Raw genomic sequence first — 22,282 nt, 5'->3', positions numbered from 1 at the left:
AAAGGTGGGTTTTAGTCGTCGCGACCGCGGACGGGGATGCTCGCGGAAGAAATCAAAACGCCGCTCTTTTCCTCGTTGGTGGCGGGACGGATCTGGCCGCGTTCCGGGACGAAGACGATGGCCTCGTCTTTCTGGTCGGGGGCGTTGACGAAGGAGCGGAAGCGCCGGAGCCGTTCCGGATCTTTCAGGGTCGCGGCCCACTCGTCCTCGTAGGACCCGACGTGCTTGGCCATGGCGGCTTCGAGCTCGTCGGCGATGCCGAGGGAGTCCTCGACGACCACCTGGCGCACGTGCCCGAGGCCGCCGTCGAGCTCGGCTTGCCAGTGGGCGGTGCGCTGGAGGCGGTCGGCTGTGCGGATGTAGTACATAAAGTAGCGGTCGATGTATTTGATCAGGGTGTCGTCGTCCAAGCCGCCGGCGAGGAGCTGGGCATGGGCGGGGTTCGCGCCGCCGTTGCCGCCGACGTACAGGTTCCACCCTTCCGCAGTCGCGATCACGCCGACGTCCTTGCCACGGGCTTCGGCGCATTCGCGGGCGCAGCCGGAGACGCCCATTTTGAGTTTGTGCGGGCTGCGCAGGCCGCGGTAGCGCAGCTCGAGGTTGATGGCCATGGCGACCGAGTCGAGGACGCCGAAGCGGCACCAGGTGGATCCGACGCAGGATTTCACGGTGCGCAGGCTTTTGCCGTAGGCCTGGCCGGACTCCATCCCCGCGTCAATGAGCTCGCCCCAGATCTCCGGGAGCTGTTCGAGGCGGGCGCCGAACATGTCGATCCGCTGCCCGCCCGTGATCTTCGTGTACAGGCCGTACTTCTTGGCGATCGTGCCGATGACGACGAGCTTGTCCGGCGTAATCTCCCCGCCCGGGATGCGGGGGACCACGGAGTAGGTGCCGTCCTTTTGCATGTTGGCCAGGGCGCGGTCGTTGGTGTCCTGCAGGGTGCCGCGGCCGGCGTCGAGCACGTACGCGGAATGCTGCGACGCGAGGATGGAGGCGATGGTCGGTTTGCAGATGTCACAGCCCGCGCCGGTGCCGTATTTGGCCAGGATGTCTTCGAAGGAGTCCAGTTCCAGGACCCGGATGGCGTCGAAGAGTTCCTGGCGGGAGAGGCTGAAGTGCTCGCACAACGCCTTGGAGACCTCGATGCCGGACTTCTTCAGCTCGCCTTCGAGGAGCTTCTTGAGCATCGGCACGCAGGAGCCGCACTGGGTGCCGGCCCGGGAGCAGGTCTTCAGTTCGCCCAGTTCCCGGACGGGGGCGTTGCCTTCGCAGGAGCCGCAGCCGTTGATCGCGTCGCGGATGTTCCCGGCGGGGACGTTGTTGCAGGAGCACAGGACCGCGTCGTCGGGCAGTTCGGTCTCGGGGGCGTCGCCGCCGCCGGCTGCGGTGAGGTAGGCGCCGGGTTCGGCGGGCAGTTCCCGGCCGAGCAGGGGGCGCAGGCTCATGTACGGGGTGGCGTCGCCGACGAAGATGCCGCCGAGCAGGGTCTTGGCGTCGTCGGTGGTGACGATCTTCTGGTACACGCCCCGGGCGGGGTCGGCGTAGACGATTTCCAGGGAGTGCTCGGTCTTGGCGAACGCGTCGCCGAAGCTGGCGACGTCCACGCCGGAGAGCTTGAGCTTGGTGGCGGTGTCGAAGCCGGGGAAGGTCGCCTGCCCGCCGTGCAGCCGGTCGGCCACGATCTCGGCCATGGTGTTCGCCGGCGCCACGAGTCCCAGGCACATGCCCTCGAAGTTCGCGACCTCACCAATGGCGAAGATTCCGGGGACCTCGGTCTCGCAACCATCGGAAATGACAACACCGCCGCGCGGGCCAAGCGTGAAGACCTGTTCCTCTCCCTCCGCAGCACGGAAGAGCTCATCTCGCGGCCTGACCCCGATCGCGACGATCACGATGTCGGCGTCGATGATGCGGCCGTCGGCCATGAGGACACCGGTGACCTGGCCGTCGTCGTCGGACAATACTTCAGACGGGAACACGCCGCCGTGGATTTCGAAGCCCTTGTCTTTGATGAGGCGCCCCAGAGCCTGGCCCGCGCCTTCGTCGAGCTGGGTGGCCATCAGCCAGGACGCGCCGTCGATGACGATCGGGGTGGCGCCCAACCGCTCCGTGCCTGCGGCCGATTCGAGGCCTAGGAGGCCGCCGCCGATGGTGACAGCGTTGACCTTGCGGCCGAGCTTATCCGTAAGCTTCGTGATTGCTTCGTTGATGGCCCAGACGTCTTCGAGCGTGCGGTAGACGTGTGTGAGCTCGGCGCCCGGGATGGGAAGTCGGGCGGCATTCGAACCCGTCGCGACCACGAGGGCATCGTATTCGTAGCTGTTGCCGGCCGCGGTTTCCACTGACTTGGCATCGGGGTTGATCCTGACCACCCGCTCGCCGGTGCGCAGGTCCAGCGCATCGTGGTCCCACATCGACGCGTGCCCGAGGGTGAGGTCGTAGTCCACCTCGATGAGCGCCTTGCTCAGCGTGACCCGGTCATAGGGAAGATGCGCTTCCTCGGTCAGAACCGTGACGTGCCAGCCCTCAAGACCGCGGGTATGCATGGCATCGGCAAAGCGGTGGGCCGCAGGGCCTCCGCCCGCGACCACAATGCGGCGCGGGTTCTCTGAAGGGGAAGTATGTCCGGTCACTGGCGGCCTTTCGCATGTGCCGCAGAACCGTCATCCGCGACTTGTCACTTCAGACTAAAGACACGCAGTTTCGCGTCAGTTTCCCCTTTGTTTCGGGGGCTTAACTTCGGCATCACGGTGAGGATTGCGGCGATGTGAGGTCTCCTTTACGAACAGGACACATTGATTGCCTTCCGGCGAAACATCGCAGGCCTACCGTGAAGTTGTGGCCGCAAACGGCCCGTGCCCGACGGCGGAATTGGATCCGCCCGACCGGCAGGCTAAGCGATAGGGGCTGAAATGACCGTAATTCTGGATCGGGAAAAACATCAACAGCGGAGCGCACCGACCGCGTCCGGTTGGCACCGCGTCTGCGCAATCGACGAGCTGGAGCCGGCTTGGGGCGAAGCTGCCTTGGTCGGAGGCAAGCAAGTAGCACTTTTCCGCACCACGCCGGATGAGGTCCTGGCGGTATCCCAGCAGGACCCGGCAACGCTGTCCAACGTCATGGCCCGGGGAATCGTCGGCTCCCGGGGCAGCCGTCCCACCATCGCCTCGCCGCTCCACAAAGAGGTCTATGACCTTGAAACCGGCGAATGCTTCACCAACCCCGAGCTCCGGCTCGCAAGCTACGCCACCCGCCTCGTGGACGGATACGTCGAAGTAGCGGTCTAGGCTGCTCCAGCTCCCGACGCCCATTCCGGCCGGTTCCGCCCGCGGAGCCGGCCATTTGGCGTTTCCTATGCTGCCTGATCCCCGTTGGCGCCTTGCAATGGCTCCCGGTAGGCGAAGCTAGGTCGACGATGTATGGACACCGTCGAATTCTGCTGGATCACGCTCTTCGCCGAAGGCTGCCGGTCCCGTGATTCCGCGGGCCCGCAATTTGTCCATTCGAGTGATTGAGCAGAATCCACCATCCGGGCGAAGACTATCCCGGGGCGGACATGACGCGCCTGGGATTTACACACGTTTTGGCCTATAACCCGTCATCCGGGCAAAGTTGATCGGCGTCAGCGGCCGAAAGCGTTCGGTACAGCAGAACCCCCGGCAAGCTTTCGCTGGCCGGGGGTTCCGATATGACTAACTTGGCGGAAGGTAAGGGATTTGAACCCTTGGTGCGGGGTTACCGCACACTGGTTTTCAAGACCAGCTCCTTAGGCCGCTCGGACAACCTTCCCTGCCTAGTAGTGTTTCATAGGGAGTTGGCTGCGCCAAAAACCTGCCGCCGCGATTAACGCGGTTAAGGTGTCTGAAAGGCCAACTGCACTGAGCTAGCGATCGGGAGCACTCTATGAAAGCCGTCTACATCTCCGAACCGGGCGGGCCCGAGGTTCTGGAAATCCGGGACGTACCGGCTCCGGTTCCCGGCCCCGGCGAGGTTCTCATCGACGTCGTGGCCGCCGGTCTCAACAGGGCGGATGTCCAGCAGCGCCGCGGGTTCTACCCGCCACCACCGGGAGCATCCGAAATTCCGGGGCTTGAGGTCTCCGGCAGGATTGCCGCGTTCGGGCCCGACGTGAGCAAGCCGTTTTCCGTGGGTGACAAAGTAGTGGCCCTGCTTTCGGGTGGCGGTTACGCGCAGCAGGTTGCTGTCCCGGCGGAGCAGGTTGTGCGATTGCCCGACGGCGTGGATCTGGTCACCGCGGCGTCCCTGCCAGAGGTCGCCGCCACGGTGTACTCAAACCTCATCATGACTGCACAACTGCAAGCGGGTGAGACGGTGCTGATCCATGGCGCCACGGGCGGCATCGGCACCATGGCGATCCAACTCGCCAAAGCGTTCGGTGCCACGGTCGCGACGACGGCCGGTACGGCCGAAAAGGTCGGCACCGCGAAAGCCTTCCTCGGCGCCGACATTGCCATCAATTACGCGGAGGAAGACTTCGCCGAAAGCCTCAAGGCACAAAACGGCGGCAAAGGCGCGGACGTGATTCTCGACGTCGTCGGTGCCAAATACCTGCAGCAAAACGTGGAAGCCCTCGCCGACTACGGCCGGCTGGTGGTGATCGGGCTGCAGGGTGGTGCCAAGGGCGAACTCAACCTCGGCCAGTTGCTCAGCAAGCGGGCGGCGATCATCGGCACAGCGCTCCGTCCGCGTCCCGTTGCGGAAAAGGGCGTCATCATGAACGCCGTCCGCAAATCGGTTTGGCCAATGCTCGCGGACGGCCGGATCAAGCCGTTCGTGGCCAAGTCATTCCCTTTGGATCAGGTCCGCGAAGCCCACGAATACTTCGATTCCGGCGAGCATATGGGCAAAGTCCTGCTGCTGCTTTAGCGGCGCCCGCCACCGGCAGTACGAAGGAGAGCGATGTCCATCCGGTATAGCATCCTGGCATTGCTTCAGGAGCAGCCACGTTACGGCTACCAATTGCGGGCTGCGTTCGAGGAACGCACAGGAGCCGTCTGGCCGCTGAACATCGGACAGGTGTACACCACCCTGAACCGGCTGGAGCGCGATGCTTTGGTCCGCAAGGAGGGCGACGACGGCCGCGGCCATGTGCTCTTCAGCATCACCGACGCCGGGACTGCGGAGATCCGCCGATGGTTCATGACCGCCGTCGATCGTGGGGCCCCGCCGAGGAACGAATTGGCCATCAAACTGGCCCTGGCCGTTACGACGGCGGGCACCGACGTCCCCGCGCTCATTCAGGCCCAACGTGAGATTTCCCTGCGCGAACTGCAGGAGTACACCCAGGCCCGCAAGGATGTCGCCGCCAACCAAAGGGTGACGGACACTGCCAGGCTGCTCATCCTCGACTCCCTGATCTTCCATGCCGAGGCGGAGGCCCGCTGGCTCGATCTTTGCGACGCCAGGCTGGTCCAGCAGGCCAATGGCGCCGGCAACGGCATGAACGGAACCGTCCGCGCTACGGTAGCACCCACCGCATAGACTGCTCCCCAAGGGGGTGCCGACATCGAAACATTGACGAATGCCGCCGTCCGGATCCGGCTGCTCGGCCCCGACGACGCCGACGCGCTGATCCGCCTAGCGGAGTTTCGCTAAGGACGAAGGCGAAATACTCGTCAAGGCGCTGGGCTGAGTTGCGGCCCATGAGAGTATGAACGCATGAGCGATCAGGACGAGACTCAACCCAGTGGCGAGAGTTTTGACGACATCCCGGTGGAGGGCACAACCTTGGACGCTGGCACGGCACAGAGCACATCGGAAGCGGGTCCCAAGGCCGACGGCAAGCCTGGCGTCAAGAAGGGCAGCACCTTGCAGGACCTCGTGGACGAACCAGCCAAGGTCATGCGGATCGGCACCATGATCCGCCAGCTCCTCGAAGAAGTGAAGAGCGCGCCCTTGGACGACGCCGCTCGCGGACGGCTTGCCGAAATCCACGAACGCTCCATCAAGGAGCTGGAAGAGGGCCTCGCTCCGGAACTCGTCGAGGAGCTGGAGCGCATCAGCCTGCCCTTCCCTGAAAACGCCACGCCCTCCGACGCTGAACTCCGGATTGCGCAGGCCCAGCTGGTCGGGTGGCTCGAGGGGTTGTTCCATGGGATCCAGACCGCCATCGCCGCCCAGCAGGCAGCCAGGGAGCACGCGGTGGCCCAGTTGCAGCTTCGCCAGCTGCCACCCGGAACCATGATCGCGCCGGGCGTCGTTATTGGCGAGAATGGTGAGCCTCAGCGCGCCCGCCTTCCCGGCAAGGAAGAGGAACCCGGCAAACCGGATCGCGTGGAACCGGACCACGGTCCAGGCCAGTACCTCTGAGCGCTGGGTTGGGATTCTTTGGGGCCGTCCGACAGGGGCGGAAGGATGACGCTGAACTTGGCAAAGGACTCTGGAGGCGTGCCCACGATCGCTTCCATCGCGGCCTTGACCGGTACCACCAAGTGCTTGAAGGCGTGGAGGACGAACAGCTCTACGTCGAACTCGTGGCCATAGCGGACGAACTGGCAGAGTTGTCGTCCAGGGTACGTGCCATCTGCGCCGAGGCCCAGCTCCGTGCGCCTAGTGATGCGCTGGACATTCCCGGATCGCTCGCCGGCGTCCACCGCGCGCTGTCCAAAGCGGGGAACTCTCTTGCCACCACGGCGGAGGCGGCTGCGATGCTGCGTCTCGCCGTCGGGCCCGTTCCTGTGGGAGCCGCTTCGGTTCGACGACGCGCTGAGGCCGTTTACGAGCATGTCGAGGAGGCTGAAAGGCTGCTCAGCGCAAGAGCTGGCTCGTAGGTTGCTGGCGATAATAGGTTGTTGGCGATATAGCTGCAGACGCGTCTATTCCCGCATAACAACTATTAAGCGCCTAGCTTAGAGTGGCCGGAATCCGTAGCCACCCTGGGTTCGCGGCTGGCAGGATGGAAGCCATGACTTCGTCACCGAACCTTACTTTTAACGACGGCAACTCCATCCCCCAGCTCGGCTACGGGGTGTGGCAGGTTGAGGACGATGTAGCCGAAAAGGTAGTGCGTCAGGCATTCGACGCCGGCTACCGCCACATCGATACCGCCAAGATCTACGGCAACGAGGCAGGCGTGGGACGCGCCATCGCATCCTCCGGCCTCAAGCCCGAGGAAATCTTCATCACCACCAAGTTGTGGAACGCTGACCAGGGCTACGAATCCACGCTCGCGGCTTTCGAAGAGTCCATGAACCGCCTCGGCCTGGAAACCCTTGACCTGTACCTGATCCACTGGATGCAGCCCAAGCAGGACAAGTTCGTGGACACCTGGAAGGCGCTCATTGAGCTCCAGAAGCGCGGACGCATCAAGTCCATCGGCGTCTCCAACTTCAGCAAGGAAGGCCTGCAACGGCTGATCGACGAGACCGGGGTTGTTCCGGCGATCCACCAGATCGAATTGCACCCGTTCTTCAACCAGGCGGAACTCCGGGAGTTCGCTACGGCACGCGGCATTTTGACCCAGGCCTGGTCTCCTTTGGGCCAGGGCGGCGAGCTGCTTGAGAACGCCACTATCGCCGAGATCGCTGCCAAGCACGGCGCCACCCCGGCGCAGGTGGTTATCGCCTGGCACCTGGCGATCGGCAACGTCGTGATTCCCAAGTCCGTGACCGAGTCCCGGATCCAGGAAAACTTCGCAGCACTTGGCGTCACCTTGGATGAGGCTGACGTTGAAGCCATCAACGGCCTGGACCGAGGCGCTGCAGGCCGCATCGGACCGGATCCGGCGGTCTCAGACTTCGCGTAGCTCTCAAAGCGCGGATTTTCTCAACTCGCGCAGGTTCTCAACAAGAAGGCCTCGCACCGGACAGGTGCGAGGCCTTCTTGTCTTAACTTCTTGTCTTAACTTCGCATCAGTAGGTCCTGGCTCCGGCGCCTGTACCTGGTTCCCGGCAGCTCGAAGATGCCGGGCCTCTCAGTCCTCCTGAAGTTCCGGGACCCGCTCGCGACCCAGGGCCCGCAGCCACCCCAGGGCCTCTTGTTCGTCAGAGAAGTACTGGGTAGGGCACTGCGGTGCAGGGAGTCCGTGCCTGCCGTGGGCGATGACGCGGTCCACTGGTGTGCTGCCCAGGATCGCAAAGGCCGTGATGGTGGCGGCTTCACTGAAGAATCGGACGGCGTCGCGGCTGACAGACTCGACGCCGATGACCTGCAGCAGTACTGCGGCGCCCGTTCCTCCCGTCAGAGCCAAATACCGCTCCCGGACAAGAGCTCCGTCCTCGGCAGTGATTCGGCGTCCAGGGCGCAAAATGATCCGGAGGAACCCTTCATCCACGTCCTCAAGCCTTACATTTTCATCTTCGGAGCTGAACCACGCCCTACCGCCGTCCGCGTCGGAAACGGTGTCCACCTCTGCGTGAACGTGTGATTCGCCCTCGGACTGGACCAGCGTTGTCATCAAATCCCCCCAGATGCGATTCCACTGCGATCCCCTTGACGCAGTTCCCGGATCGGCAAGAGCCGGGTGCAGCTCACAATACCTTTGAGGATGCCCGGCGTCCATGAATAGTAAGTATGCGGAGTGTTTCGCTCGATTGCCTGCCGGAATCAAGTGCCGGGTACGGCGAAGGGCGCACCCCGATGGGATGCGCCCTTCGCTAGACCGTCAGGTCAGTCCTTCTTAAAGGCGTCCTTGACCTTCTCGCCGGCCTGCTTCAAATCACCCTTGGCCTGGTCTGCCTGGCCCTCCGCCTTCAGGTTTTCGTCGCCCGTGGCGTTGCCTGCAGCTTCCTTGCCCTTACCGCCAGCCTTTTCGGCGGCGTTCTCAATCTTGTCGCCTAGTCCCATGGTGTTTCCTCCTCTGGTTCGGCAGCCGATCGATACGGCCGTTACTACATACTAAGCATGCTTAGGGCTCGGATTTCAAGTCCGGCCCGGCTGGTCCACCCGTCGACGAGCCCACCGACCCTGCCTGGATTCGGGTGCCGGGAACATGGGATATTCGTTCGTTGCCAAAACTGTTTCGATCGTCACCGGGATCGTTGTCCTTCTGGCCGGGGTCTATTTCGTGGCCCCCTCCGTGCCCGGGCTGAATGGGCTTGGTGGACTAACCGGCATTGCCAATCCGGGGGCGGCCGGGCCCCTGGCGCCGGGCGGCCCTGCCGGCGCGGCGGCACTCCAGGCAAAGGATCATCCGCCGCCGGGTATCGGGGAAAACCCGGGCCCGCTCGGGCAGCCCGCACCGCTGACCGTGACCAGCAAGTCTTACTCCTTCCTGCAGAAGCATGAGGACGGCAGCCCGGTCACCTATGATCCCTGCCGGGCGATCCATTACGTCACCCGCCCCGACAACTCACCCGCCGCCGGCCCCGAGCTCATCCAGGAAGCTATCACTGCGGTCTCCCATGCAACTGGACTGACTTTCGTCAACGACGGCGACACTACAGAGGCCCCGTCCGCGGACCGTCTGTCCTATCAGAAGGATCGGTACGGGGACCGCTGGGCCCCTGTCCTCATCGCCTGGGAAACCCACGCCGAACAACCGAAATTCACAAACCCCGCCCGAGGGGAAACCGTCACGGGCCTGGGCGGCAGCCAGGCCGTCAGCTTTGGGAATACCGGCTTCACCTACGTCAGCGGGCAGGTGGAACTGAATAGCCCTGCCCTTCAACGAATGTCCGCAGAAGCAGGAACGGACCAGGTCCGGGCGGTGATCGAGCACGAACTCGGTCACGTGGTGGGCCTGGACCATGTCAATGACCCGACCCAAATCATGAATCCCTCCGAAACTCCAGGCGTGGTGTCGTTCGGCGCCGGTGACCTCACCGGGCTCTCCCTCCTCGGTCAAGGAAAGTGCCAGCCCACCCTGTAGGGGGGCGGCACGGGAGCTGCTGCATACATGAGGGTTCCTCGGGCGGCACATCCATCGGCGTGCGCCATCATTCGGCGCGAACCGCTCATGCTCTATTCCGCGATGAGCTCCTTGACGGGCCCCTCGTGCAGGGCTAGATAAACAATGTCCGACCCCAGTTGCCGACTCTGATCGTCGGAGTCAGCGCCTCGCGGAGCTACAAATCGAGGTCTTTGACCGCAGTGATCCAGTTGTGGGCGATCGCCTCCTGGGCAGCTGACAGGGTGACCTTGTGAGCGCAGATGGCCCTGTGCAGAGTGTTCTCCACCGCGTCTTTCGGGTTTGTGGTCCCCGTGGCGCTCGACTTGTTCGGCTCAGGCCACAGATTCGAGACGGAGTTGGTGCCGCCGAGCTCCAAGCTGATCAGGTGATCGTATTCCGTGGTTTTCGTGGGGACCTGGCCGTATTCGCGCAGGCTCTCGGCCTTCACCTTGTCTGTGTTCGAAGCGGGCGGGCGCACCGTGGCCGTGTAGCCGCTCGTGCAAATGGTTGAATCGATGTTCTCCTGGGTAACCGCTGGATCTGCGGCCCCCGGAGTGCAGGCCGGGTCCGGCAGGTACTCGCCGGTGGCGGCATCGACCACTTTGGCGGCGCACTGTCCGGCGGCAAGCTGCTCGTCGGTAGCGACGACGCCGGGGGAGTGGATGGACTTGACGGCTGCAGCCGCCGCACCTGAGGCGGCGCCCATTGGAACGGGGGCCACTGCCTGGGGAACTGCTGGCGACGCGGCCTTGGTCATCGCTTCGGCGGCGGAGTGGGTTCCCTGCTGGCATCCGGTGAGGGCCAATGCGGCAAAGAGGAATGCGGCGATCAGGGCGAGGCATTTAAGGAAGTTCATGACCCTCAGGTATTCGGGAGCTCGGAAGTTTGTCCTCCGGAAAAGGGGACGGCGGGCGGAAGCCGATAGCTCCCGCTCATCTTTTCTATCCTGTTGCCTGGACTTCGGAAGCCCGGCGCGCCGGGCGTGAGCATGGTCGATTCGCATTCACGCCCGGGCATTCACGTTTGACCCCGACTCTCACGGATTGGTTCGGTGGGATTGGCCGTCGCTCGCCGCTGGTTTATCAGACGTGGGCATGCGCACGACCAAACACGGGGCATGAGCCCTCGTTATGAGGTCAGATTCTCCAAGTCGGCAAAACGGGCTCTAACCCATGACCTGCCGGAGAAGGTTGCGGCCGCAGCCTTTGAGTTCATCACCGGCGCCCTGAGCGAGAACCCTCACCGTGTGGGCAAGCAGTTGCAAGAGCTATTGTTCCCCCTCTATTCGGCCAGGCGGGGAGAGTACCGCGTCATCTACCGGATCATTGAGGACGTCGTACTGATCGAGATCGTCTCGATCGCTCATCGCCGCGGCGCGTACCGCTAAGACGAAGCTGCGAACAGGACATGGGGGAACGTCACTGAAACTTGTCCGCCGGCGTCGGCTCTCAGTTCTATCGCGGGCGCGACATTCTTGGTTCACTGGCGAGAACAAGATTGGCGAGCGACTCAGGAGGGTTCGTGGCCACAACTGAGGAGATGCGCCGCAGATTACGTCGGATCAGCTATTGGTTCCTTCCTGTAACGGCCTTCGTGTTCGTGACCACCGTTCTGAGCCTCATGGGCATCGATTCTGAACCATGGCTTTGGATCCGAACCATCATCCTGGCGGTCGCCGTGACGGTGCTCTGCGTGCAGGTGACCGGTTTACGTTGTGGCAGCGTGACGAATACTGGCGCGAACGCGGCAAAGACCCCAAGCACCCGGAGCGGCCAGCCAGGGGCGACGGCCCTTGACGTTTCGAGAACGAGTCCCACCAACGGGTGAGTGGCAGACTATGAGTAGTTTCGATTATTAGGACCGAACTTTGCAGCACTGGATCGGGGCGCCTCATGGATGATGCTCGCACGGCCTTCACTGTTGCATTTCCCGAGGCGAGGAAATACCGAGCCCTCAGGATCATCTCGGCGGTTTGCTTCATCCTGTTCTGGATCCTGACGGGTGCCACCCTGTACGGGGCGGCGGCGGCAGAAATTCCCAAATGGCCCGTGTTCATCGTCGCGGGAATCGCGTTGGCCGCCTACCTCGGGTTCTCCACCTACGAGAAACGGAAATTGAGGGAGCTCGCTCCCGTCATCAGCCGCAGATTCGCGGAAGAGTTCACAGCACGCACCGAGTACGACTGCCCGCAGGGCGTGGACATCTTAAGCGTCCAACGATCCATCGCCGTCCGAAGACGCGACGGGTCCGTCCTGCTTTGGGGCGTAAGTCGGTCCAAAGATGCATTCAACGTATTTCCGATGACCTGAGATCAGCGGTACCCCAAGGAAGCAGGATCGACCGACCCCAAGTGACCGGAGACCGCGCAGCGTGTTCAGCCGAGTATTGTCCGGCAGCCCCCAGCTCCGGCTAGCTGCGGAACCCACTTTCGGGCTGCACCATGGTCAGGCGCTCGAAGTGTGGGGAGTCCGGGTCGGGGGTGAAAGCTTCGCCGAAGACCATATAGTCCTTCGCGACGGGAACAAAACCATAGCGCCGCCAGTAGTTACTGAGCGCAGCCTTGGCGGCAGTATGTTCCGGGGTGCCCTCGAAGTCGTCCTCATCGAGGTCCGGGGCGGCCTGCAAGATGACCATCGGGCAGGACCGGCCGAACTGTGCATCCGGTGACCAGGTCTCGCAATAGAGATCGACGGAATAGCTGCCGAGTCTGAGACAGTTGAGCCGTGGGCGAGGGCAGTCCTGACGGCTGCGCAACACGGGACGCGGCGTGAATAGTAAGTAGGCTGAGTGTTTTGGTTCGAGAGCCCGTCGGAAATCAAGTATCTGGCACTCGTGCGAGGACCAGTCCCCGGGCCGTTGACTCTAACCAAGAACCTTGGTGCCTTTGGGGAGGACATGGGATGGACGCTGGAGTACCGTCACGGCGGGTTCCGTTGACTTTGCGGCAGGCAGCCAAACGGGCAGGAATGGACGTGATGTCCTTTAAGGCCTTGGCAGACGTGAATAACGGTACGTCGGCTGATTTACGCCTGTCCGGGAACCGTGGCGCAGCCCGGTACGACCCGGTTCGGCTCAGCAACTGGCTCTGCAGCCGAGAAAGACCCGAGAAATCTCCGGTGACCGTTCAGGTCAGGGCCGTTTGGGAGGGTGCTCAGTGGTCGGTGAGCGATATTGAAAGGTCCATTAGTGTCGCTGGGCCTCGCCTGATGGCCGCGCAACGGTCCTTGGCGGAACGGCTCGCTAATGTTCTGCGGGTTGGAGGGGACCAGATACTCTTCGACGTCGTCTATGAGGCGGTCTGCCCGGGCATGCTCGCATGGGGGCAGGCCGAGTCCTTGAAAGTCCGGGCCGACGGGCTGTTGAATGAGGCCGGGCGGCTTCGCGTGGAAGCGATCCTTGGACTGGTGGGTGAAGGCATGACCCCTCCGGAAATCGCCGAGGTATTCGGAGTGTCCTACCAGCGCGTCCAGCAGATCCTGGCCGGTGCAAGGGATGAAGGATACGAGAACTCTGACACCGGTGCCGGACCAAGGGCCCCAGCCCAACCGGCGCGCCGCCGATGACGGACAGTGAAGAGGGGGATGCTGCCCGGCGGTGGGCTGCAGCTGCAAGGGTTGCGAAGGGCTTGCAGCCAGAGGCGGGGTCGTCAGCCGAACGCGAAGCCTGGGCCCTCGTCGTCGTAGTGGTCGTGCTTGTTGCGGCGATGAGTGGTGTCACCACGCTCCTTCTGCTCCAGCCGCTGTTCAGGAATGTCATCGTAGTCCCCGGTTGGCTGAAAACGGCAGGCGTCATCATAGAGTGTGCAGGGATACTCCTTGACGTCAGCGTCTGGTTTCATGCCGGACGAACCGGCGAAAAGCCCAACAGCCAGAGCTTGGTAGTGGCTCAGCTGTCCCTCACGCAGCGGCGGCGCGTCGCGAACCAGATCAAAGGCCGGGAGTCGGTCCACCCTGAAGAGTTGAACGTCGTGCTCGCGGCCGCCCGACAGACTCTCATTCTCCAGCGGTTCTCATTGCGTCTGCTGCCGGGATACCTATTGTTGGCCCTGGGAAATCTGATGATGTGGCCCGACTTGGGACCCGCGATGGTGCTGTACGCCTTTACCATGATCCTTTTCGTGGTGGCGGTTCCCATGGGGCTAAGGAGATTGCGGCAGACAAGAGCCTTTCTCGCGTTCGCCGGCACTGACGCCCTAAATACGAAGTGAATCAGTCTTTCGGAAGGGCTGCCGTTGTCCTCAGTCTTGATTGTTCACTAGCCGGATTCTTACCTTTTCAGGTCCTTCAGGGTCGGGATCTGATGGACTTCGTGTGTGCGGAAGGAGTCGAGGAGCTCCCCGCCGCAGACTGCCCGTTTACTCCTCAAGGTGGAATTCGACCCGGGACCGCATGAACCGGATGTTTTGAGCCACCGACAACGCGCGGCGGATCCTTACGTCGTCGTCGAAGGCGATAGTTGACTGACAGGCAACTTGGTCCTTCTGACAAACCAGAGGGTCCTCTGACAGCCAACTTAGACATTTGGTCCTTCGGCTGTCAGGGCACGGCCATGCTCGTGCAACTTCCAAGGACCGCCTCAAGGCCCGGCGCCCGGCACCGCCACGGCGGAGGCCGCACCAACAGTGTCGGGTCCCGCTCCGCCCAGCTGCGTGGAGTCCCGCAGGACCAGGACCGGTAGCCCCTGCGGACCGCCAGGCGCTGTCCTGAGGGCACCTCGCCGAGCATTCCTGGGTACCGTTGTGGAGGCTCGTCCTCGTCCCCGCGGCTCCGCCGCGGAGAGTTACCGGCAGACGGTGGCGTCCGTCCGAGCTGTCCTAGCGCGGATCCTGACACGTGGCGGCCGAGATTGGCCCGGAAGGCGTCCGCGGTGGTAGGCGGCCGCCACGGGGCTGCCGCCTACCTCACTGGTCCGCCGATGCCGGTCCACGCGGACTTTGCCCGCTACGGGCGGATGCTGATGATCGTCTTTCCGTTGCGGCGGGCGGTGGGGTTGAGGGCTGAGACCGCTTGGTCGAGGGGCGCGATGGTGTCGATGTTCGTTCGCAGTCGGCCGTCCCGGACCCGCTGCACGATCTCGCCCAGCTCGGCGCGATCGGCCTCCACGACGAAGTCCACCGCCAGGCCATTGGCCGGGCGTGCCTCGATCTGTCCGACGATGGACACCAGCGTTCCCCCGGGCTTGATCAGGGCCGCGGACCGCTTCTGGATGTCGCCTCCGATGACATCGAAGACCAGGTCGACGCCGCCGACAGAGTCGAGCGCGTCGTTCTCGAGGTCGACGAACTCGTGCGCTCCGAAGTCGAGCGCCTTCTCTCGGTCCCCGGGTCGGCCTGTGCCGATGACATAGGCGCCAGCCTCGCGGGCGAGCTGTGTCACCATCGTCCCGACGGCCCCGGCCGCGCCGTGGGCCAGGACTGTCTGGCCGGCCTGTAGGCGGCCGTGCTGGAACAGGCCCTGCCACGCGGTCAGGCCTGAGATCGGCAGGGATGCGGCAACGGTGAAGTCGACGTCGCCAGGCAGCGGGGCGAGGTTGCGTGCCTCGATGGCCACGTACTCCGCCAGGGTTCCGTCGCGATGCCAATCCGCGAGCCCGAAGACCCGCTGTCCGATCGAGAGTCCGGTTGCGCCGTAGCCGAGGGCGCTGACCACTCCGGCTACCTCATGTCCGGGGATCGACGGTGTCTTGTCGTGGCCGGCGCGGTCGGTCCAGGTCGATGGCCAGTCCATCTCGGTCGGGACGAATCCCGAGGCGTGAATCTGGACGATCACGTCGTTGATGGCCGCTCTCGGCTCGGGGCGCTCGGTCAGCGTCATTCCGGCCAGTCCTGCTGCCTGATCGGTTACCACGATGGCTTTCATTGTTTTCTCCTCTGTCGTGTATTTCTGGGCGGAAGGTTGAAGCGAATATGCCGGGTTGTCGGGGATGAGCCTCCGCGGTGTCATTCGTTGGCTGGGCCTGGTCGGGGTTCCGTCGTTCCGATCGTCATCGGCTGTTCACCTCGGATGCTCCGCCCCGCTTCGCCCACGCGGCTCTCCCTGACCTCGGTTGTGCGGGGGTTGTGCGCAGAGACGGCCGTGAACAGCGTGGCGAGGAGTGCGAGGCCGCTGTATCCGAGTGCGATCTGCGGCAGCGGGAAGGCTCCGGAGAGCTGAGCCGCGATGAAGCTGGGGACGATCGCCCCGCTGTAGGAGATGAGGTAGACCACCGCGAGGATCGGTGCCCGGTCGGCTGAGGTTCCGCCGTGCAGGAGGGCCTGCGTGGCGGCGCTGATAGCGATGCCCTGGCCGGCGCCGGCGAGGACGGTTGCGGCAAAGAACAGTGGCAGTGTCCCTGTGGCGATCGCGGTGATGAGGCCTATCCACCCTGCCAGGAATGCGACCATACCGATGCGCTGAGCTCCAGCCGCCGTGAACCGGCCGCCGATGGGAGCCGCTAGGGCGCTCGAGCCCATGTAGGCGGCGAACACCAGGCCAAGCACGAGCGGGCTGCTGGTTCGGAGCTGGTCTTGGACCAGTGCGGGCAGGAAGGCCTGGTAGAAGGCTCCGGTTGCCCAGGTAGCGAGGAAGACCGCGGCCGCGACGGGAAGCAGATTCCTGACTCTGACCGGCAGGCGGACGCTGGGCCGCAGTGACCGCCAACCGCCTGCTGTTCGGGTCACGGTTTCGGGGCTGACGGCGATCATCACTGCTGCGAGCAGGAGGAAGCTGATGTCGACGATGTACACGAGGTCGCGGGGCCAGGGTCCGAACTGGACCAGGGCACCTGATGCGACGGCGCCCACGGCCAGCCCGAGCATGACTGTCTGGCTGGAGGCCACGGAGGCCAGCCAGTCCGGCTTGGCCGGGGCCGAGTCGACTATGTAGGAGGTAAGGCTGCTGCTGGCCAGCCCGGCACCGAGTCCCATCAGCAGCCGACCGGCGATCAGGATGCCGATGTGGTGCACGTTCAACAGCGTCAGGGTTCCCGCAATCAGGAAGGCGAGGCTGGCGATGGAGAGGGAGCGCCTGCCCGCATAGTTGGAGAGGCGGCCCATGACCAACAGTGTCCCGAGCGTGCCGACCGAGTAGGCGACCACGGCCAGGGAGATGTCGGCGCTGTTTAAACCGTCCTGCGCCCGATAGATGTTGAACAGCGGGATCGTCGATCCCACCGTGGCGAACGACGCGAGCAAGGCGACGACCGCTGAAGCGAAGGCCAGCCAGAGACGTTCCTCGCGGCCGATCCCGTCTCTCCATGGTCCTAGTTGTTGCCCGAAAGGCACGTTCGGTCGTGGCACAGCAGATCAACCTCCCGGGGCCAGCAATGAGCGGCGGTTGTCGAACCGTGCTCTGAACATTTTTTGGGCTTGCTAGCCCAGTTGTTCTAGTGAACAACCCACAAGAGTGGGCTGTCAAGCCCACTCTTGGTTTACACTTGGAAGCATGAAAGCCAGTGCAGGGATCCGGGAGCCTCGGAAGCTCACCGACAAGGGGCAGGCGACGCGCGAGCGGATCCTGGAGCACGCTGCGGAGCTCATCTACACCAAAGGCGTCCACGCGACGAACAACGAGCAGCTACGACGGGCAGCCAGCGTCAGCGGATCCCAGCTCAACCACTACTTCCCGACGAAGGAGAGCCTCGTTTTGGCCGTCATCGAATGGCGTGCCGAGCGAGTCCTCTCCTTCCATCGCAGTGAGCGGTTTGCCAGCTTCGACAGCCTGGACGCGCTTCGGGAGTGGGCGGACTTCTATGTCGGCTTTGAGCGTGCCCATCAGGAAGGCTGCACCCTCGGGTCCCTCGCGAGCGAGATCATCAAGACTGACCTTGACGTCCACGATGAGCTCGCGAATGTGTTCGACCAGTGGCGGGACATCTTCCGCGACGGGCTCCAGCGCATGCAGAGACTCGGCCGCATCAGTGCAGATGCCGATCCCGTGCGCCTGGCCAACCTGCTGCTCTCGGCGTTCCAGGGCGGCATGCTCCTCTCCCAGGTCCAGAGGAACACGACCCCGTTGAGAGACGCCCTTCAGACCGCCATCGACTACGTGGAGACCTTCGAAACCCCGCTCGACTCCGCCCCACCCCGGGTTCAATAGCCGTCGATGATCGATCACCTTCAGAATTCGGGCGAATTCTACGAGGATGAATACCGGGATGATCACCGCGATGGCTGCTCCAAACCTGGGGTCGCTCGGAGGAACCACCAGCGACATCACGAAGATTGCGACGCCGATCGTCACCAGGACACCAACAGCCGATCCTATAATCGCTTTCATTTCCACTTGTTCTCCTATTCGGTACAAAACCCTGCAATTGGTCCGTGGCTGTGGGAGCTCTGGGCTCTGTGAGACAGGGCGGGTGCGCCTGGCTTTCGCGGCCGTTTTCTGGGAGGCGAGCGAAGCGTCCGTGGAGCGGTGGCTCTTCCTTGGGCGGTGACGAGGACAAGAGAGACGGGGACAGGAAAAACGTGCGAATACAAGACCGACCTGCAAGGAGTCCGCAAAGCCTTGCGCCTGGCGTTCTGGGGAAAGCTCGACTCTCTCATCTGAACCTCAGAGCCAGGGGGCCAACATAGCCGAACTCGGATGCATGCAGACAGGACTTCAGGCTCACGCATCCGTCACGGACTCTCCCACTCGCAAGTAAAGGGGAGATCCGGCCGCACCTCCGTCGCGACGCCTTGGTGGGGCGGGGCGGAGGGCGAAAGCTTTGGCTGTCTTGATGGCAAAAATTAAACAGTACCCTTAGTATTTGTGCGGGCGATGAATTGAGTGGGGATCCATTCCCGCTGCACTGTCGTTCCATCGAATGCCCGGTGAAGCCGTGTTGCTGATGCGGGTCTGGCTGCTTGTTTATTACTCGAAAGCGCGCGGGGAATGCTTCTTGCGCCGGAAACGGAGTTGTCGTGAACGAAGAGCAGGAACTTGGGCTGTCCGCGGATGAGTTGGCTGCGGAGGGGATTACGGCTCTGCCGGACAAGGAGGTGGCTTCGATCCTTGACCTTAATGCGGACCTGAATCTGGGCCTTCAGGCTGCGGCCCCGATCGATTTGGGTGTTGCCGCCAATGCCAACGTCGCGGCGCCAATTGATGCGTCTGCGTCGGCGAACGTTCTGTCGTTCGGCTCGACTGCCGCCGGCGTGGCCCATCAGGGTGCCCTGATCGATCAAGGCATCAACGCTGACGCGACGGCGAATTCCACCCAGGACAGCACCATCGGCCATGCGGCGGCACCGGCCAGCACTCCGCAGCCCGCTCCGGCCCCGGCCCCGCAAACCGTGGCAAGTCCGGATGCCGTGAACGGGAACCTGCTGAACGTAGACGTGAATCTGGATGCGAATGCCGGCATTGACGCCCCGATCAACGGTGCTGTTGCGGCGAACGCGAACGTCGCCGCCCCGATCGATGCCAGCGTGGCAGCCAACATTGGATCAATTGACAGCAACGCGGTGGCTGCCTCGCAGCAGGACGCCATCATCAACCAGCATGTCAGCGGCGCGGCGACCGCTACGTCGACCCAGCACTCCGATCTGCAGCAGTAAGCGAAGATGACGGTGTCTCCCGGCGGGCCGGCGAACCAAGGCAGTTTGACGGCGCCGCCGGGGCGGCCGACGGATCAGATCCCCCCGGCACGGGCGCAAGGCGTAGAGCTGATCGGGGAAATGCAGGGTTCCGGCTACCGCGAGCCTCCTGCTCTCGTCCGCCGTGCGGACGGCCAAACGCTGCAGCTGACCCGGCTGCTCTACCTTCTGTTGTCCGCGGTGGACGGCCGCAGGAGCTTGGAGGAGATCGCCCAGGAAGTAAGCGCCGAGTTCGGTCGAAAAGTCAGCGTCGGAAACGTCGCTAGCCTGATCGATTCCCAGCTTCGGCCTCTGGGGCTGCTGGAACTGGCGGATGGCTCACAGCCGGAGGTCAAGCGCTCAAATCCACTGCTGAGCCTGCGTTTCCGCTTTTCCATCACGGATCCGAACACCACCAGGCGCCTGACAGCGCCTTTTGCTCCCCTCTTCCACCCCCTGGTGGTGGTGCCCGTCTTGGCGGTCTTCCTTTTCGTGTGCTGGTGGGTGCTGGTGGACAAGGGCCTTGCCTCCGCTGCATACGACGCTTTCGAGAATCCCGTGCTGCTACTGCTCGTGGTTGCGGCAACAGTCCTCTCTGCGGGGTTCCATGAATTCGGCCACGCCGCCGCGGCCCGTTACGGCGGAGCCGCCCCTGGCGTCATGGGTGCCGGTTTATACCTCTTCTGGCCGGCCTTCTACACGGACGTGACAGACTCCTACCGGCTCGGGCGTGCCGGACGGGTCCGTACTGATCTCGGTGGCCTGTATTTCAACGCGATAGTCACCGTGCTCATCACCGGCATCTGGTGGGCTACAGCATATGACGCGCTTCTCTTGGTGGTCCTGACCCAGATTCTGCAGATGGTGCGCCAGCTGCTTCCCCTCGTACGGTTCGATGGCTATCACGTGCTCGCTGATCTCACGGGGGTTCCAGACCTTTTTCAACGGATCAGGCCCACGCTTTTGGGGCTGCTGCCGTGGCGTTGGCGACACCCCGAGTCGAAGATCCTCAAACCGTGGGCTCGCGCCGTGGTCAGCCTTTGGGTCCTCATCGTGGTTCCCATGCTGCTTTCCAGCCTCGTGATGATGGTGCTCACGCTTCCACGGGTCCTGGCCACTGCATGGGTGAGCGTCAACCGCAGACAGATAGCCCTCGTCGAAAGCTGGAACCGCGGGGATTTGGCATCCGTCGCTGCACAAATGCTCATGATCCTGGCCGTCGCGCTGCCCATTCTTGGCATCTTCTTCATCTTGTTCCGCATGCTGCGGCAGGGAGCACAAGTGCTGTGGCGCAAGACCCGGAACCGGCCCGGGCGGCGCGGTGCCGTGGTGATCGCCGCGGTTTTGATCGCGGCCTTGCTGGCGGCGGCCTGGTGGCCGAGCAGCCGTAGCTACCGGCCGATCCAACCATACGAGCACGGCACAGTTGTCGATGCGTTGTCGTCAGTGACGCCCAAGCCGGGTGGCTTGGCGCCGGGCGGGCAAGGAGAATTGGCCGCGATCTGGCCTTCCGGTAGCCCCCGGCCGACGGCGGACCACCCCCAGCTCGCCATGATCCTCGTCCCGAAAACGCAACAAGGAACCGGACCGGCGCCGGCACCGTCCTGGGTTTTCCCGTTCGACAAGCCGCTTCCCCCCAGTGACGGCGGGAACCAGGCCCTGGCCGTGAATACCCGCGACGGGTCGGTGGTTTACGACGTCGCATTCGCCCTCGTGTGGGTGGAGGACGGCTCGGCACTCAACAAGAATGAGGCCTATGCCTTCGCCAGTTGCAAGGATTGCGGGGCGGTCGCCGTCGCGTTCCAGGTGGTGCTGATCGCGGGACAAACCCATGTGATCGTCCCTCAGAACCTCTCGGCAGCCGCAAACTACAACTGTGTCCAGTGCCTGAGCTATGCTCTGGCCAGCCAGCTTGTCCTTACCCTCGACGGGCCCTTGAGCCCCGCAGGGATGGACCAATTGGCGAAAGTATGGGACCAAATCCGGCAGTTCAGCACCAACATCCGTGATGTGCCCCTTTCCGAGCTTCAGGCACGCTTGTCTGCCTACAAGAATCAGATCGAAAAGATCATTCAGGAAGATCCCTCCGCAGCTCACGGAACAACCACAACCGCCACACCGACGCCGACCGGCATACCCTCGGAAGGCCCCACGATTCCCGCTGGTGCAACGCCGGGGACGGTGCCCAGCTCGACTCCGGGCCAGCTGGCCCCGCCCGAACCAGCGGCAACACCCTCGGCACCCGAGCCAACCCCAGCCCTCGCATCGCCCGGCAGTCCTGCACCCGTACAGACCGCGCCCCTTGGTAACCAACCGCCGGCGCCCCCCGCCAGCACCAGCCCATAAAGCGCCGCCCCATGCTTGAACAGCCCAGGGCACCCAAGGATGCCTGCGACGGCCCCTCTAGCAATACTCAGAGGCCACGGTCTTCTGGCACGTCGGCCGACGTTTCGAGGTCGCATCGGGATCGCTTCAGATACGATATCTTGCGCCAGGCTTGGGAGCAGTAGGGCGGAACGTCATAGCTTCCCATAAGGGCATATCCAGATTTCTGGATATGCGGCCTTGCTGCCCAGATGCAGCAAAATGAGAGTCAGGCCCAGATCGGGTCAATGTTGGCCCTTTTGAAAGCCAGCCTTGCGCATCCAGCCTCAGAGGCTTCCCATTTTGGGCACCCTGCCGTTGACCCGGATCCCCGCGGCGGAGTGGTCAGATGACCAGGAAGAACGGAGAAGGCCCCGCCATCCATCGAGGGGATCCGGATATCCCTCGCCCTGACTGTCAAAAATGTCCGGATCGGGGTTATAGGACAAAACGTGTGTATGGGAGGGGCTTGCTTCCCAGTGAGCGCGCGGGAAATCAGGGGTAGCTAAGCTTTTGAAGCTTAGTGTGGC

The 22,282-nt window shown here is 63.4% G+C and carries 22 protein-coding genes and 1 tRNA gene; 15 read left to right on the top strand and 8 right to left on the bottom strand.

The annotated features are described in order from the left end of the window. Window positions 1-11: 11 nt before the first annotated feature. Complete coding sequence (gene nirB / locus AB0O52_RS11115; protein WP_364537489.1) at window positions 12-2,633, bottom strand: nitrite reductase large subunit NirB; 2,622 nt, start codon at window positions 2,631-2,633, stop codon at window positions 12-14. 279 nt (window positions 2,634-2,912) lie between these two features. On the opposite strand from nirB, the gene nirD reads away from it, so the two are divergent. Next, complete coding sequence (nirD, locus tag AB0O52_RS11110) at window positions 2,913-3,287, top strand: nitrite reductase small subunit NirD (protein WP_364537487.1); 375 nt, start codon at window positions 2,913-2,915, stop codon at window positions 3,285-3,287. A 411-nt stretch (window positions 3,288-3,698) separates the two neighbouring features. Here nirD and AB0O52_RS11105 read toward each other — a convergent pair. Then, a tRNA-Ser gene (locus AB0O52_RS11105) sits at window positions 3,699-3,789 on the bottom strand. A 114-nt stretch (window positions 3,790-3,903) separates the two neighbouring features. On the opposite strand from AB0O52_RS11105, the gene AB0O52_RS11100 reads away from it, so the two are divergent. From AB0O52_RS11100 to AB0O52_RS11080, 5 genes are all read left to right on the top strand, one after another. Continuing rightward, a complete protein-coding gene (locus AB0O52_RS11100; protein ID WP_364537485.1) occupies window positions 3,904-4,887 on the top strand; it encodes an NAD(P)H-quinone oxidoreductase in 984 nt (327 codons plus the stop codon). 33 nt (window positions 4,888-4,920) lie between these two features. After that, window positions 4,921-5,502: a PadR family transcriptional regulator gene (locus tag AB0O52_RS11095; protein WP_364537483.1), complete on the top strand. Its 582-nt coding sequence runs from the start codon at window positions 4,921-4,923 to the stop codon at window positions 5,500-5,502. A 177-nt stretch (window positions 5,503-5,679) separates the two neighbouring features. After that, on the top strand, window positions 5,680-6,330 hold the full coding sequence (locus AB0O52_RS11090; protein WP_364537481.1) for a bacterial proteasome activator family protein: 651 nt from the start codon (window positions 5,680-5,682) through the stop codon (window positions 6,328-6,330). A gap of 8 nt (window positions 6,331-6,338) precedes the next feature. Next, window positions 6,339-6,791 (top strand): hypothetical protein, encoded by a 453-nt coding sequence (locus tag AB0O52_RS11085; protein ID WP_364537479.1) that lies wholly within the window; start codon window positions 6,339-6,341, stop codon window positions 6,789-6,791. A 134-nt stretch (window positions 6,792-6,925) separates the two neighbouring features. Then, complete coding sequence (locus AB0O52_RS11080; protein ID WP_364537477.1) at window positions 6,926-7,765, top strand: aldo/keto reductase; 840 nt, start codon at window positions 6,926-6,928, stop codon at window positions 7,763-7,765. Window positions 7,766-7,933: 168 nt separating this feature from the next. Here AB0O52_RS11080 and AB0O52_RS11075 read toward each other — a convergent pair whose 3' ends face one another. Together AB0O52_RS11075 and AB0O52_RS11070 are read right to left on the bottom strand one after the other, a co-directional pair. Further along, window positions 7,934-8,416, bottom strand: coding sequence for a hypothetical protein (locus tag AB0O52_RS11075; RefSeq protein ID WP_364537475.1), 483 nt, complete (start codon window positions 8,414-8,416; stop codon window positions 7,934-7,936). A 212-nt stretch (window positions 8,417-8,628) separates the two neighbouring features. Further along, window positions 8,629-8,805 (bottom strand): CsbD family protein, encoded by a 177-nt coding sequence (locus tag AB0O52_RS11070; RefSeq protein WP_236815163.1) that lies wholly within the window; start codon window positions 8,803-8,805, stop codon window positions 8,629-8,631. Between the two features lie 145 nt (window positions 8,806-8,950). Here AB0O52_RS11070 and AB0O52_RS11065 point away from each other — a divergent pair, with 145 nt between their 5' ends. After that, window positions 8,951-9,829: a matrixin family metalloprotease gene (locus tag AB0O52_RS11065; RefSeq protein ID WP_364537473.1), complete on the top strand. Its 879-nt coding sequence runs from the start codon at window positions 8,951-8,953 to the stop codon at window positions 9,827-9,829. 196 nt (window positions 9,830-10,025) lie between these two features. On the opposite strand, the gene AB0O52_RS11060 is transcribed toward AB0O52_RS11065, so the two are convergent. Then, complete coding sequence (locus AB0O52_RS11060; RefSeq protein ID WP_364537471.1) at window positions 10,026-10,706, bottom strand: hypothetical protein; 681 nt, start codon at window positions 10,704-10,706, stop codon at window positions 10,026-10,028. A 261-nt stretch (window positions 10,707-10,967) separates the two neighbouring features. Between AB0O52_RS11060 and AB0O52_RS11055 the strand changes: the two genes are divergently transcribed. The 3 genes from AB0O52_RS11055 (at window position 10,968) to AB0O52_RS11045 (ending at window position 12,159) form a co-directional block, all read left to right on the top strand. After that, complete coding sequence (locus AB0O52_RS11055) at window positions 10,968-11,237, top strand: type II toxin-antitoxin system RelE/ParE family toxin (RefSeq protein WP_364537469.1); 270 nt, start codon at window positions 10,968-10,970, stop codon at window positions 11,235-11,237. Window positions 11,238-11,371: 134 nt separating this feature from the next. Further along, window positions 11,372-11,677 (top strand): hypothetical protein, encoded by a 306-nt coding sequence (locus AB0O52_RS11050; RefSeq protein WP_364537467.1) that lies wholly within the window; start codon window positions 11,372-11,374, stop codon window positions 11,675-11,677. Between the two features lie 65 nt (window positions 11,678-11,742). Then, window positions 11,743-12,159, top strand: coding sequence for a hypothetical protein (locus tag AB0O52_RS11045; RefSeq protein WP_364537465.1), 417 nt, complete (start codon window positions 11,743-11,745; stop codon window positions 12,157-12,159). Window positions 12,160-12,259: 100 nt separating this feature from the next. On the opposite strand, the gene AB0O52_RS11040 is transcribed toward AB0O52_RS11045, so the two are convergent. Then, window positions 12,260-12,484 (bottom strand): hypothetical protein, encoded by a 225-nt coding sequence (locus AB0O52_RS11040; RefSeq protein WP_364537463.1) that lies wholly within the window; start codon window positions 12,482-12,484, stop codon window positions 12,260-12,262. 572 nt (window positions 12,485-13,056) lie between these two features. On the opposite strand from AB0O52_RS11040, the gene AB0O52_RS11035 reads away from it, so the two are divergent. Together AB0O52_RS11035 and AB0O52_RS11030 are read left to right on the top strand one after the other, a co-directional pair. Then, the gene (locus tag AB0O52_RS11035; protein ID WP_364537461.1) at window positions 13,057-13,413 is read left to right on the top strand and encodes a helix-turn-helix domain-containing protein; all 357 of its coding nucleotides are present in this window, start codon (window positions 13,057-13,059) and stop codon (window positions 13,411-13,413) included. Next, entirely contained in the window at window positions 13,410-14,057 is a 648-nt protein-coding gene (locus AB0O52_RS11030; RefSeq protein ID WP_364537459.1) for a hypothetical protein, read from the top strand. The genes AB0O52_RS11035 and AB0O52_RS11030 overlap by 4 nt, the downstream gene beginning before the upstream one ends. A gap of 733 nt (window positions 14,058-14,790) precedes the next feature. Here the strand turns inward: AB0O52_RS11030 and AB0O52_RS11025 are convergent. Both AB0O52_RS11025 and AB0O52_RS11020 read right to left on the bottom strand, forming a co-directional pair. After that, the gene (locus tag AB0O52_RS11025) at window positions 14,791-15,708 is read right to left on the bottom strand and encodes an NADP-dependent oxidoreductase (protein ID WP_364537457.1); all 918 of its coding nucleotides are present in this window, start codon (window positions 15,706-15,708) and stop codon (window positions 14,791-14,793) included. Between the two features lie 80 nt (window positions 15,709-15,788). Next, window positions 15,789-17,126, bottom strand: coding sequence for an MFS transporter (locus AB0O52_RS11020; RefSeq protein WP_364537456.1), 1,338 nt, complete (start codon window positions 17,124-17,126; stop codon window positions 15,789-15,791). A 145-nt stretch (window positions 17,127-17,271) separates the two neighbouring features. On the opposite strand from AB0O52_RS11020, the gene AB0O52_RS11015 reads away from it, so the two are divergent. The 3 genes from AB0O52_RS11015 (at window position 17,272) to AB0O52_RS11005 (ending at window position 21,734) form a co-directional block, all read left to right on the top strand. Then, the gene (locus AB0O52_RS11015) at window positions 17,272-17,925 is read left to right on the top strand and encodes a TetR family transcriptional regulator C-terminal domain-containing protein (protein ID WP_364537454.1); all 654 of its coding nucleotides are present in this window, start codon (window positions 17,272-17,274) and stop codon (window positions 17,923-17,925) included. 809 nt (window positions 17,926-18,734) lie between these two features. Continuing rightward, window positions 18,735-19,370, top strand: coding sequence for a peptidoglycan-binding protein (locus AB0O52_RS11010; protein ID WP_364537452.1), 636 nt, complete (start codon window positions 18,735-18,737; stop codon window positions 19,368-19,370). A 6-nt stretch (window positions 19,371-19,376) separates the two neighbouring features. Then, window positions 19,377-21,734 (top strand): hypothetical protein, encoded by a 2,358-nt coding sequence (locus AB0O52_RS11005; RefSeq protein WP_364537450.1) that lies wholly within the window; start codon window positions 19,377-19,379, stop codon window positions 21,732-21,734. Window positions 21,735-22,282: the final 548 nt, after the last annotated feature.

The sequence above is a fragment of the Arthrobacter sp. NPDC080073 genome (assembly GCF_040686575.1).
Classification (GTDB): domain Bacteria; phylum Actinomycetota; class Actinomycetes; order Actinomycetales; family Micrococcaceae; genus Arthrobacter.
Note: the sequence above shows the minus strand (reverse complement) of the source record. Positions and strands in the feature narration are given on the sequence as shown.